We start from the raw sequence: 12,776 nt of genomic DNA on the forward strand, positions 1-12,776 counted from the left end.
TTTGGATCGAAAAAAAGGCCACTAGCAATCGCCAGTGGTCTTCCAATTTTAAATTTAAATGGCGCTTATTGTGCGGTGTAACCACCATCGACAACGAATTCAGCACCCGTAGCGAACTTGGATTCGTTGGAAGCCAAGTAAACACAGATGTAGGCGATATCGTTAGGTTCACCGATGTGGCCCATTGGTGTCTTCGTCCGGTCAGACATTGCAGCTTCAGCACCTGGAAGGTCATCAACGAGTGGTGTCTTGATGTAACCAGGGTGCACAGTGTTGACCCGAACATCGTAGTCCTTCAATGCACAGTCAAGGGCGGCTGACTTGGACATGATCCGTACGGCACCCTTAGATGCGTTGTAAGCGCCCAAGTTAGGATCGCCGACGAAGCCTTCAATAGAAGACATGTTGATGATGGAGGCACCCAGACCCTTGTTCTTCATCCGCTTGATTCCTAAACGCGTTCCGAAGAAGACACCGTCCAAGTTAACGGAAAGTTGTTTGCGCCATTCTTCAGTAGTGGTTTCTTCAACACTCTTGTTAACGGCGATACCAGCGTTGTTAACAACAGTTGAAACGGGACCGAAAGCTTTTTCGGTGGCATCAAATAAGTTGATCCAACCTTCTTCGTCTGAAGAGTCGTGTTGGAAGAATTGGATAACGTCTGGTGTGCCAACACTCTTTGCAGCTTTTTCACCAACATCACTGTGGCGACCAGTAATCATAACCTTGGCGCCTTCTTCAACAAACTTGGTAGCAATGGCTAAACCAATACCAAGCGTACCACCCGTAACGATTGCAACTTTTCCGTCTAAACGATGAGCCATCTGAATTACCTCCATAAAATTAAAGTGAACTCTCTCACATGTATGAGCCTATTATGCAACTTATTTACAAAAATGACAAGTAATTTTGTAAATTTTTTTCAAGAGGCCTAGACAGCCTGCCTTTTTTTGCCCGAACGAACTTGCCTGGATATGCTAAACTAATAAGTAATATTGCAAAAGTATCCGGAGTGGGTTTGAGAAAGAAGAGGCGATTACGTCGTGGGAACACGAAAGACAGAACAGTGGCGGCGCAACCTAGCTGTTCTATGGTTAGGAACATTTATTGCGGGCATGGGGTTTAGTGAAATCATGCCGTTTTTATCGTTGTATGTGGACGATTTGGGAACCTTTACCAAGGGTCAACTGACCATCTATAGTGGGGTGACTTACGCGGCAACTTTTCTGGTTATCGCGTTAGTTTCACCGCTATGGGGTAAATTAGCCGATCGGAAGGGACGTAAGCTAATGCTGCTCCGTTCCTCAATGGGGATGGCGATCGTCATTGGTCTGATGGGCTTTGTCACTAACATTTGGCAACTGATTGGGTTGCGATTTTTACAAGGGTTCTTTGCGGGCTATATCCCCAATGCCAGCGCCCTGATTGCAGCGGAGACGCCGCCAGAGAAGAGTGGTAATGCGCTAGGCATCCTGACAACGGGGTACGTCAGTGGAAATCTGATTGGGCCAGTATTGGGAGGAATCTTAGCGCAGGTCTTTTCCATTCGCTGGACCTTCTTACTCACCGGGATTTTTCTGATTATCGTGTTCTTCTTGAGCGCAACTTTAGTGCACGAACACTTTACGCCGATCACGAAGGAGAAGCAGGCACAGGCTGGTAGTTTCTTAAAGCAAGTGGAAAATCCGACCCTGATTGTCGTGTTGCTGGTCTCGACCATGATTATTCAGATGGGAAATAACTCCATCACGCCAATTATTAGTCTGTACGTTAAACAACTGATGAACAATACCGGGCCAATTACGTTGGTGGCGGGAATCATTGCGGCATTGCCAGGACTGTCAACGTTGCTTGCTGCCCCCAGGTTAGGGGAATATGGTGACCGCCGTGGTACCCAACGGGTCTTGGTCTTCGGTTATGTGTTTGCCGTCCTCATGTACTTCCCTCAAGGGTTCGTTACAAGCGTTTGGCTATTGGGTATCTTCCGGTTTATGATTGGGGTGTCCGATGGGGCACTGTTCCCAGCCGTGCAAACGATGTTGACTAAGAATTCGCCGCATTCATTGACGGGGACGGTTTTTAGTTGGAATCAATCGTTTCAAGCACTGGGCAGTATGTTTGGTGCCATGCTGGGTGGCTTAGTGGCCAACTGGTTCAACTATAATGGGGTCTTTACGTTTACGGCAATCACTCTGTTACTGAATTTCCTACTACTGTGGTGGTTGGTGCCGGACATTCGGCATTGGCGCAGTCAGCAGGCTAATTAGGAGAGAATAATGACGAACACGAATTTACCCGCACAGAATTTACCGGCACAATTTCCCAATGATCCAACTTCGCTGGAAGCCATTGACCGATTTCGGTCGTTGATGCTGAACTACAACAGTGCCGTTCAAGTCGTGACGACTAAGATTCACTATCTCGACCAAGAATACCAGATTCAACATGGGCACACGCTGGTCGATAGCTTGCAGTCACGCATCAAGTCGCCGAAAAGTATCTTGGAAAAGGTCCAGCGTAAGCACTTTGATTTTAACTTCGACACGTTGCCCAAACAGATGCATGACATTGCAGGAATCCGCATCATCGTGCGCTTTGAGGACGACATGGTCGCCATGGAACGCCGATTGGCCAAACAGCCAGATATTAAAATTTTACGGCGCAAGGATTACGTGACGAATCCGAAACCTAATGGCTACCGGAGTCTCCATTTGATTCTAGCCGTACCAGTCTATCTGGATGCCGGCGTCGCAGAAGTCACGGTCGAGGTCCAGATCCGGACGATTGCGATGAATTTCTGGGCATCTTTGGAACACGAGCTGAATTATAAGAAGAACGTGCAACATCAAGACGAACTGCGCCAGGAGTTGATTGCCAAGGCTGAGCTGGTCCACCAGCTTGACCAAGATATGAACGCGATCAAGAATCAGATCCGGGCACAGGACAGCTAAAAAGACTGGCTAAGGCTAGTTGGTGTACCAATTATTAACAAGCTTAAAAGGGCCGGACAACGCTTCGTTAACTGAAGGGTGTCCGGCCTTTTGGTGAAAAGTTGAGAGCTTCAAAGCACGATTCAGACTGGTTCTAACCAGAGTGGGTCTAAAACTAGGCAACATGGTGGTTAGGTTGTCTTACCGGCCGGCAGATATGGGCTGGATCGGTGCGAACACAACTTGAAGCCTTGAAGAACACGAGTCTACAAGCTTGGTTTTCGACTAAGCCCACATTTGCCGACCTCTCAGCTTGCATTTTACTCTCAGACGACTTTGAGAATAACCGTAACGGTCGTTATCAATCGAATTCAGAAATGCCAGGTAGCTGTAGTCTACAGCTGGAGTGCGCCAAGTTTAATCCAATTTAACGGTATGACTACTTACTAATACTGGAGTAAGACCTAGATTTTAGCGGTTAGACACAAAATAAAAAACCCTGGCAGCTGCCAAGGTTGGTTGTTTAGGTCATGCTTAATGAACTGCTTATTTCTTCGAAGTCTGGTCGTCACGACTGAGTAAGAACCACCCATTGACGGCGATCACGCCAACAATTGCCATCATGACACCAATTTGCATAGGTTGCCAGGTCATCTGTTTCAACGTACCACCGATATAACCAATAACTTCTCCGAAGATAACCGCCCAGAAAATCACGACTAAATTAGATTCAAGCCACTTCACACGCGTCACCTCACAATCGTTATTAGTTTACCACGATTGCCGGTCAACAGGTAGTTAAGTTTTGGCGAGAATTCTTTTAGACAAAAAATGGTGAGTGGGCTTGTGACTAGTCGGAAATTTTGGCGAATTAAAGTAGGACCATTACGTGTCGCGGGTAAGTTAACCGACGAACTGACTGGAACGGGAAGTTTGCTTTGCTAGAAAAATTCCCGTATAATATAAACTAACTAAATTAATGATGGTTGAAGCGACTGCTTTCAAGAACGGTGTCCTCCTTGGGTTGGGGGGGCCATTTTTGGCGGTCGCTTTTTGTTTGCAAAGGAGGAAGCGCGTGGACTTATTAAGAGATTTAACGTTAATTTTATTGGCAACAACGGTTGTGGGCCATTATAGTACCCGAATTGGGATTCCAGCCGTGATCGGTCAATTGGTCGTCGGTGTATTGATGGGTCCTGCCGTTTTGGGGTGGCTCCATTTGACCCATGACCTGGAGAGCTTTGCGGAAATTGGGGTCATTGTCCTCATGTTCATCGCTGGGTTGGAAAGCGACCTGCAGCTGTTGAAACGCTACCTAAAGCCTAGCGTGTTGGTGGCCATTATGGGGGTTCTGGTGCCAGTAGCTGGGACGTATCTAGTCGGCGTCTTTTACCAGTTGAACATGACGGAAAGTCTGTTTCTGAGCGTGATTTTCGCCGCAACGTCCGTTTCGATTTCCGTGGAAGTGTTAAAGGAAATGAACGCTTTGAACAGTCGTGAGGGGACCACGATTCTGGGGGCGGCGGTCGTCGATGATGTCCTCGCTGTGGTAATTTTGAGTGTGTTGGTCAGTACGACGGGGACAGCGGTCGCTGATGGTGCCGCGGCGTCCAGTAGCCTGCTCCTGACCACGTTTGAACAAATCATCTACTTTGCGGCCATTTACTTTGTCGTACGGTGGGTGGCCCCGTACTTGGTCAAAATTGGCAATCGCCTGATGATTCCAATGGGGGCAACGTTGATGGCGGTTATCCTGTGTTTTGGCATGGCCTACGTGGCTGAATTAGTTGGCCTGAGTAATGTTGTGGGGGCCTTCTTCGCCGGAATCGCCATTTCGCAAACATCGGCGAAATCGACCGTGGATCAACACATCGAGCCGATTGGTTACGCGCTGTTCATCCCCGTATTCTTTGTCAGCATTGGTCTCAATATGGACTTCAAGGGACTGGGCAATCAGCTGGGATTCATTGTGGTCTTGACGATTGTTGCCGTACTGACTAAGCAATTTGGTGCCGGTCTGGGTGCCAAAATGGCTGGTTTTCACTGGGGCAGTTCGATGGCCGTGGGGGCCGGGATGGTCTCCCGGGGTGAAATGGCGCTGATCATTGCTCAGATTGGGTATCAGGCTAAATTAATGTCGCCGGTTCGTTACTCGGCCATCGTGGCGGCCATCATCTTGGCCACATTACTTGCCCCATTCCTGCTCCGTTTTTACATGGATCGTGTCCGTAAGGGGCAGGTCGACAAGTCGAAGGTGCGTCCCGCAGAATAGCCGCTAAGTTAGGTCACCGAACTTAGGTGGCTTGGCCGATGAGAAAGTTTACCCTTTTGACTAATTATCCCTTATAATAAAGTCAAAAGGGGGCGGCTTCGATGATTTTCAATCGGCGATTTTATCGTAGTTTGTCGTTTTGGTTGGGGCTGATCTTAATCGTCCTAAACGCCGCACTCGGCTGGCCGGTTCAGATTCATAGCCTCTTCTGGTGGGGAACGTTAGTAATGTTAATTGCGGGGCTGGTTTTCTTAACGACCGGTCTGATCAGTGACGCCGCTGAGTAACTTGGAATAGTCTGCTGGTCGTCGCGATAGTCAAGCCGTAATACTGAAATTAGGTCATAAAAAGTCGGCCGGTGAGCCGATTTTTTTGTGGGACGGATTTAGGGTGCCTGCGGGTGGTAAATGAGACGAGCAACTAGTTGGCCGACACTAGGCTGCAAGTCGTGTGCGCACCGATCAGTAAGCCCATAGCTGCCGACTGGTAGGATGTCCAGCCATGATGGTGCTTAGAGCAGGCATGACCGCCGGCTTGGAACTGTCGACCTTTAGATGAGACTAAAAAGAGTCCGGGATATAACTCAAAAAGCAGTTTTTTCAGAAGGTATCTCTTCTGAAAAAAACTGCTTTTTTGCCATTATCGTGTCGAAACGTGCGTCACAAAAACTCAATTCTTTTTATGCTTACCTACGGGTCGTAACCATTCAACCGTGAACCAGAAGAGCAGGAACAGCGCTGCACTGATTAGGCTGATCAGGGCCCCAATTTTGAGCCCTGGCGTCTGGTAGGTCAGGGTGACGTGATTGGCCCCCAACTTCAATGGAACGCCAATCATGCCCTTATACGACTGTTTGACGGGAATCAATGACTCAGCGTGCATGACGGACTTGATGGCAACGGGTTTGCCGTTGACCTTAGCCGTCCACCCCGGTGTATCCGGAATCGAGACATACAATAGTTTACGACTGGCCGTCCCGGTGACGTCACCGGAGAGCCAAGTCACCCCACTGTTGACACGGAGCTTGTAGCGTTGCTGTTTAAGACTAGCAACGAGCTTCAGATATTTGGCCTGATTGAGCGTGGCAAATTGGTTGTTGTGGCCCGCTGCGGGGTCGCGGGTGACGTAACTGATGGTCATGACCGTTCCCTGGGTGTGTTCACCAAAGTTGATAATGTAACGGAAACCGTCGGCATTGACCAGCGGTTTGGCCTTCTTACCATTGACCTTCAAGCTCGAATAGATCAGTGTGTCGGATGGCGAATAACCATGTAACAGGCCAGTCGCGTTGACGCGGACGGTAAATGTTTGCAGATACCGCGGTCCTGGGACCTGTGTTCGTTTAGGAATGGCAGCGAGGTCCGCCACACTGGCTCGTTTAGTCGTTACTTTGAGCACAGAGACGGGGGCGAGGGTGTTCCGCGGGGCGCCAAGCGCGGTCAGCACACGCTGTTGATTGACTAGTGCCTGTTGGTCGGCTAAGTTCAGCTGAGCCAGCTTGTCCGGCACGGTAAAGCCGATTCCCGCGTAAGAATTGAGCGCGTTAACCACTGGCTTCTTATTGGCGTTCAGGCGGTACTTCACCCCAAACAGCGTGTCGGTCAGGTGCGTATATCCCTGGGAACTGATCCGGCGAACATTAGGACTGAAGTAGCCGAGGTCGTGTTGGAAAACACGGGCCTGTTCAACCAGAGTGGAACTATACGAACTGTTGCCAGCGTACCCGTAAAGTAGCGGGTCGTTGTAATGGTTGTAGGTATCACTGTAGGCGGCACCAATCTGTGAATGTAAGAACTCAACGCGATGCAGATTTGGCTTGCGGCGGGTGGCCGTCACTTGATGGAGCATGGCAGTATCCGCTTGGTAATACTTTTCAAACTTGGTCTGGGAGCCAAAATTAATGCCATGCGTGGCTGCGAGAAAATTACCGCCCAATTCAAACGAAATAATGATTCCCAGCAGGCCAATTCGAATGGGTCGCCATTCACTCACGAATAGAAGCATCGTGTTGACCAATAAGAGGGCTAAAGACAGCCATAGCAAATGAAAATCAGGCTGACTCTGTAGGTAGAGTTCGTTATTGTAGCTGGGCAGTGCCCGTTCCCAAATGCGGGGGATGACCTGTGTGGACAGGTAGCCAATGGTCAATAATCCCGCTCCCCAGACCAATGCGAGGACCTTTTGGGGATCATTCATGGTCTGCGCTGGGCGTGTTTGCCAAGCGCGGTAGGCCGCCGTTAACGCCAAGAACGTAAAGAAGTAGACGTTACGGAACGGGAAGCCAGCTGGTTGTTGGAACATGTGCCAGGCGGTGTTGAAGAGGGTAATCAGTAACCCTAGTCCCATCGCGATGAGCAACCACATGGTCCGCCGTTTTTCGACCGCTAGAATCTTGGGCGAGACGAAGTAAACGATCAAAAGTAAAAACATCAAGGTGCCCATAAACAGGGTTGGTGCGTGGTACAAGTGGGTCACGTAGTTGCTACTCCCCAGGCCAAATTGGGCCAGAACTTCCGGCCCAAAGAGTGGGGTGGGGAGGTAGTTGTTGACGAAGACGGTGCTTTTTCCCGTCAGCAGCATGCCCAGTGCCGTCGGAATCAAGACGATCATCGCCATGCCACCCGCGAGCACCGAGCCAATCAGAAACTGGCGAATTGCTGCCCAGTGCATGCGCCAAACTTCTTTGAACGGCGTTGCGGTCGGCTGATGTTCGATGACTAGATAGATGAAGTACATCACCGAGAAGAGACAGGTCATGTAACCCATATAGTAATTGGAAAGGATCGTTGCGGTGAGGCTTAACGTGTACAGCCCATAATGGTGCAGACTGACTAAGCGATGCAACCCTAACGCGACTAAAGGTAGCCAGATCAGGGCGTCCAGCCACATAATGTCGTAGAAATACATGGCGGTAAAGCCACACAGACTGAATGCAGTGGAGAAGAGAATCAACGACCAACCACTACGCAGAAAGGTGTGGCGAATAAATACGGCCATGGTCAACCCAATCGTACTGATCTTTAGAATAACGATCCAGGTGACCGCCAACGGTAGTTTCGTCGCTGGAAAGAGAAAAATTAACAGGTTAAACGGACTGATGACATAGTACGTGAGTAACGGGATGATCCCGCTGCCCGTCCCCAAAGAAAACGAAAATAAATGGAACTGTCCGGTTGTGACGGTCGATCGCAGATATTCCAGAATCGGAACATACTGGGCCCCCATGTCACTAAACATCAAATTTCGGTTGCCGAATGGCGTGATCTTTAGTTGCCAGAAGATAACGACCATGATGGCAAGTGGTACGAAAAATGCCCCCAAATACACCCAACGGCTCACTCTTAGTGCCGCGAGGGTGTTTCGCTGTTGCTTCATGAAAACCCCTCCGTTAATGACAATCAAAATGTCTATCCTTAATAGAATACCATGCAGACTGCTTTGACAAAAGTCTACCGCACTTTTCGAACAGTTCCGTGAACAATGGGTTAATCTTGGCAAAAACTTAGCGTTTAGTTAGGTGACAAAACATAGGCGCTGACCTGTGATGCGGGTGGTAGCAACTGACACCTTGTAACGGCCAAAGATTGTGCCTGTTGTGGCGGTATTTCAACTCGTGGTAATGGTTTATATTTTTAAGTTTGACTATAAAATGAGGAGGACGTTTTCAACCCGGTTCATGGTCAACGCAAGGGTTATTTTAGTGCAGGTGGGACGGGTTGAAATTTGATGTGTCGGGGCCGACTTAAGGTTCCGTTATCGTTGGGTCTGTAAACTGTAAAATTAACTGGAAGTTTTGCCGATTTAACTGTCACGACCTCAAAGAGATTGCCGCCAAGTAGCGGCGTTGAGTTGCCATTAACGCTCAGAATGGTTAGGCGAAAGCAATTGGGTCCTGACTAGCGGTATACTATGACGTGAGAGGTGCCACGACTCTCTAGTCATGCAATGAGTCAGCGTAAAAATAAGTACCCTTTTCGGGGGGCAGAAAACGTAACCGGTTTTTCCTAATTCGTGGGAAAGACAGGATGATTTTTCTGGCCACCCTGAAAAATCAAGAGATGTTAAAGGAGGAATGCCCGTTGCCGACCACAGCGAAAGTGTTAGTTGTTGAAGATGAGCGCGAATTATCCGCGGACATTGTTGAACTGATTAAACCGATTTGTGAAGTCACGACTGCGTTTGATGGGGAACAGGGAGAATTTTTAGCGAGCCAAGATGTTTTTGACGCCATCATTTTGGACCTGATGTTACCCGGTGAGAGTGGGTTGGACCTGCTCTTGCATATCCGCAGTAAGGGGGTAAAGACGCCCGTATTGATTCTGACCGCCAAAGATACGATTGCCGATAAATTGCGGGGCTTTAACGATGGTGCCGACGACTACGTGACCAAGCCGTTTCACCGCGAAGAATTACTAGCCCGGATGAAGGCTCTGTTGAAGCGCACCGGCCATTTGAATGACAGTGACACAATTACCTTAGGACAGTTGGAAATCAATACCAGTCGGCACTTAGCCACGTTTAACGGTGCACCGTTGACACTCAAGGGGCGGGAGTTTGATTTGTTGGCGTACCTCGTCGCCAATCCCGGAACGATCATTACCAAGGAACAGATTTTTAATCGCCTTTGGGGATTTGACTCGGAGACAAGCCTCTCCGTGGTCGAAGTCTATATGAGTAACCTGCGAAAGGAGCTCAAGCACGCCGGAAGTGACCTATCGTTGCGGACGATTCGTAATGCCGGTTACATTGTGGAGGCGCCAGATGAGCAATAAGGTCAATCGAGCCCAACGGCGACGCTTGTTTCTCAGCAGTTTTATTGGGTTCACCATTATCTTTATTCTGCTAGGAATCATCGTGTTCGTGCTGTTTAGACGGGCGATGTTGACGAGTACGGACCAAGCATTACGGGTGGAACGTTCGGCACGGTTGGCGGGACCACCTAAGCCAAGTACGAATAAACTGCAGCCATTCACTCAGCACAACCAGCAGGCGATGCAAGCACAAAAGCAGACGATTCATCCGTTTATTACGACCACGTTGATTTTCAATGATAGCGGGAAAATTATGAATAAGTCGCAATTGGGGTCCCGCTATGATACGTTACGCGGAATTACCTTGAATCGGTCGCAGGTGGGCCAGTTACACACCATCGTGGTGGGTGGCAAGTACAATTTCCGAACGTTACTGGTGAAGGTGCCCCAGAGTAATACGGACAAGTCAGTTGCCGGTCGGTACCTGTTGATTATGGAAAATATCGATCCACAAAAGGCTGCCATGAGTAACTTCGTGCGGGTCATGCTGATTACGATGGGAGTTTTCTGGCTCCTGTCGATCATCATGAGTATTTGGATGTCGCGGATGACCATGCGCCCGATTCTACGGTCGTGGGGCCGTCAGACCGAGTTCGTGGGGAATGCGGCACATGAGTTGCGGACACCACTGACGATCATTCAAAATAAGCTGGAAATTCTCCTCACAAAGCCAAACGATAAAATTATTGATCAGGCGGAGAATATTGCGATTGCGAATAGCGAAAGCCAGCGATTACAGAAGTTGACGCAGGATCTGCTGGCACTCGCCCGGTCAGACTCCAATACGCTGCAGACGAACTTTGAGGTGACCCACGTGGCCCCATTTTTGACGCGGACCGTGGAGCCGTATATCGAAATTGCCGCGAGTCAGGGGAAGACGCTGGTCTTGGCCCCGGTAACTGACTTTAAGGCAACGCTGGATCAAAATCTGATTCACCAGCTCATGAACATTTTGATCGACAATGCGCTGAAGTACTCGCCACGCGACAGGACCATAACGATTTCGGCCAAACCAGTCGGCCGAAAATGGCAACTGATTGTGGCCGACCAGGGAATTGGCATTAAGAATGCCGACCGGCAACGAATCTTTGACCGCTTCTATCGCGTTGACACGTCTCGTAGTCGTCAGAGCGGCGGTAACGGGCTAGGACTGTCCATTGCCCACTGGATCGTCAATCTCCATCACGGGACGATTATGGTCAAGGAAAATCACCCTCAAGGGAGCCAATTTGTGACAACCCTGCCGCTGAATCCGGATGCCGGGATTACAACGCGGCATGGTAAATGACGTCAATGAGATTAACGCGTGGCTCAGCTGAGATGGCTGACCACCAAAAAACCAGGCGTTGCGCTTGTCCACTGCGGATAAGCGCAACGCTTTTTGCGGCTGGCTTACAGCACGGCTGACTTGGGAAACACGGGGGCTTCGTGACTTCAAAACGAGCGAGAAGGCAGGTCTTCTTCCAGGTTGAAGCGGGCAACCGGCATGCGCCCCGAACAAGCTGCAATCTATTTAAGCGATTAGAACTTCGCAGGCCACGCAAAGAAGCTTACCGAACAAAACGGGGGTCAATCGTTCGGCCCATATGGGAAAGAGTTTCAATGGGGACGCTTATATGGTAAGATTTAAGGCATTAAGAGTACGGTGGGCTTAAGCACAATGGCCCGAGTTTCAGCCGTTTGTCGGGCCAGATGGTAACGGGGATGAGGGGTTATCTCGTGGTCGACGTCCGGAACTGTCTAAGCGTATAAGGAGCTTCGAAATTAAAATGTTAACTATTCGTGATATTGCTGCCAAGGCGGGGGTGTCGGTCTCGACTGCCTCGCGGGCACTTAATAATAATCCGCGCATCAGTCAGGCGACTCGTGAGCGCATTCAGGCATTGGCTGCCGCTGAGGGGTATTTGCCCAACTATAATGCTAAAAATTTAACGTCTGGTGAAGCTAACGCGGTGGGCGTCGTTTTCCCGACCGCTGAACATAGTTCGCCTGAAAATCCGTTTTACATTGATCTGCTTCGGGGCATCAATTCAGAATTAGTGGCGCGGCATTATGTGCTATCCGTGGCGATCAGCAAAACGGCCGCGGGGCTGTTAAAAAACGTCAAGTCGATGGTCGCCCAAGGAAAAATCAAGCGCTTTGTGCTCTTTTATGCGCACAAGGACGATCCCATCGCCAGCTTTCTGCGGCAAAATCAGTTGCGGTTTGTCACAATCGGTCAACCCGTAGACAATGCCAACGATTATTACGTCGATAATGATAATTTGCAGGCTGGTATCGGGGGTGCTAATTTCCTCTTGAATCAGTTGGGAGTAACCCATCCCGTTTTCGTCGAGTCGACACATGACTGGGCCTATGAAGAGCAACGCCGCGCCGGTTACGAACGGGTGGCTGCTAGTTTTAACGTCGAGCCGTTGACCTGTAAATTGGGGCCGCTTGACCGTGTCAGTCGGTTCATCAAACAGCATCCGGAAATCGACGGCATCATGGCGACTGATGATTTCAACGCGATTGAATTTTATCGGTTGGTTCGTGAACAGTTTGGGGTACGCCATTTTCCCATTGTCAGCTTTAACCAGTCGTTGCCAGCTGGTTTAACGGATGCCGATTTGCACTCGGTCAATTTGTTCCCGGAAAAGATGGGGTCGGCAACCGTGGCGTTGCTGTTTAGCGACCGCGAACCATTGGAAACGGCAACCCCTGGTCAGATTAAAATTCCATACGAAATTAAATAAATTTTTGAGGTCGGTTCGATTGGCGGTG

10 protein-coding genes are annotated in these 12,776 nt (G+C 49.5%); 7 read left to right on the forward strand and 3 right to left on the reverse strand.

The genetic code is table 11. The features are described 5' to 3' along the window. Positions 1–65 precede the first annotated feature (65 nt). On the reverse strand, positions 66–824 hold the full coding sequence (locus FAY32_RS05600; RefSeq protein ID WP_143462475.1) for an SDR family oxidoreductase: 759 nt from the start codon (positions 822–824) through the stop codon (positions 66–68). 219 nt (positions 825–1,043) lie between these two features. On the opposite strand from FAY32_RS05600, the gene FAY32_RS05605 reads away from it, so the two are divergent. Together FAY32_RS05605 and FAY32_RS05610 are read left to right on the forward strand one after the other, a co-directional pair. Further along, complete coding sequence (locus tag FAY32_RS05605; protein WP_143462476.1) at positions 1,044–2,267, forward strand: multidrug efflux MFS transporter; 1,224 nt, start codon at positions 1,044–1,046, stop codon at positions 2,265–2,267. A gap of 9 nt (positions 2,268–2,276) precedes the next feature. Further along, positions 2,277–2,951 carry a GTP pyrophosphokinase gene (locus FAY32_RS05610; protein ID WP_143462477.1) on the forward strand — a complete coding sequence of 225 codons (675 nt, stop codon included), beginning with the start codon at positions 2,277–2,279 and terminating at the stop codon, positions 2,949–2,951. Between the two features lie 525 nt (positions 2,952–3,476). Here FAY32_RS05610 and FAY32_RS05615 read toward each other — a convergent pair. Then, positions 3,477–3,674, reverse strand: a complete 198-nt coding sequence (locus FAY32_RS05615) for a YjzD family protein (RefSeq protein ID WP_048734671.1) — start codon at positions 3,672–3,674, stop codon at positions 3,477–3,479. Positions 3,675–4,005: 331 nt separating this feature from the next. On the opposite strand from FAY32_RS05615, the gene FAY32_RS05620 reads away from it, so the two are divergent. Both FAY32_RS05620 and FAY32_RS05625 read left to right on the forward strand, forming a co-directional pair. Continuing rightward, positions 4,006–5,202, forward strand: a complete 1,197-nt coding sequence (locus tag FAY32_RS05620) for a cation:proton antiporter (protein ID WP_143462478.1) — start codon at positions 4,006–4,008, stop codon at positions 5,200–5,202. A gap of 101 nt (positions 5,203–5,303) precedes the next feature. Next, on the forward strand, positions 5,304–5,489 hold the full coding sequence (locus FAY32_RS05625; protein WP_143462479.1) for a hypothetical protein: 186 nt from the start codon (positions 5,304–5,306) through the stop codon (positions 5,487–5,489). Positions 5,490–5,871: 382 nt separating this feature from the next. On the opposite strand, the gene FAY32_RS05630 is transcribed toward FAY32_RS05625, so the two are convergent. Next, on the reverse strand, positions 5,872–8,577 hold the full coding sequence (locus FAY32_RS05630) for a YfhO family protein (RefSeq protein WP_143462480.1): 2,706 nt from the start codon (positions 8,575–8,577) through the stop codon (positions 5,872–5,874). Between the two features lie 704 nt (positions 8,578–9,281). Between FAY32_RS05630 and FAY32_RS05635 the strand changes: the two genes are divergently transcribed. The 3 genes from FAY32_RS05635 (at position 9,282) to FAY32_RS05645 (ending at position 12,748) form a co-directional block, all read left to right on the forward strand. Continuing rightward, positions 9,282–9,974 (forward strand): response regulator transcription factor, encoded by a 693-nt coding sequence (locus FAY32_RS05635; RefSeq protein WP_143462481.1) that lies wholly within the window; start codon positions 9,282–9,284, stop codon positions 9,972–9,974. After that, entirely contained in the window at positions 9,964–11,301 is a 1,338-nt protein-coding gene (locus FAY32_RS05640) for a sensor histidine kinase (RefSeq protein WP_143462482.1), read from the forward strand. Before FAY32_RS05635 ends, FAY32_RS05640 begins: the two co-directional genes overlap by 11 nt. 481 nt (positions 11,302–11,782) lie before the next feature. Beyond that, on the forward strand, positions 11,783–12,748 hold the full coding sequence (locus FAY32_RS05645) for a LacI family DNA-binding transcriptional regulator (RefSeq protein ID WP_143462483.1): 966 nt from the start codon (positions 11,783–11,785) through the stop codon (positions 12,746–12,748). The last annotated feature ends 28 nt before the right edge of the window (positions 12,749–12,776 follow it).

Source organism: Levilactobacillus enshiensis (assembly GCF_007115095.1).
In the GTDB taxonomy this organism is placed as follows: Bacteria; Bacillota; Bacilli; order Lactobacillales; family Lactobacillaceae; genus Levilactobacillus; species Levilactobacillus enshiensis.

Bases quoted from the DNA above. Each gene is read 5' to 3' on its own strand.
- FAY32_RS05600 (WP_143462475.1), bottom strand. From the start codon at position 824: ATGGCTCATCGTTTAGACGGAAAAGTTGCAATCGTTACGGGTGGTACG.
- FAY32_RS05610 (WP_143462477.1), top strand. From the start codon at position 2,277: ATGACGAACACGAATTTACCCGCACAGAATTTACCGGCACAATTTCCC.
- FAY32_RS05625 (WP_143462479.1), top strand. From the start codon at position 5,304: ATGATTTTCAATCGGCGATTTTATCGTAGTTTGTCGTTTTGGTTGGGG.
- FAY32_RS05630 (WP_143462480.1), bottom strand. From the start codon at position 8,577: ATGAAGCAACAGCGAAACACCCTCGCGGCACTAAGAGTGAGCCGTTGG.
- FAY32_RS05640 (WP_143462482.1), top strand. From the start codon at position 9,964: ATGAGCAATAAGGTCAATCGAGCCCAACGGCGACGCTTGTTTCTCAGC.
- FAY32_RS05645 (WP_143462483.1), top strand. From the start codon at position 11,783: ATGTTAACTATTCGTGATATTGCTGCCAAGGCGGGGGTGTCGGTCTCG.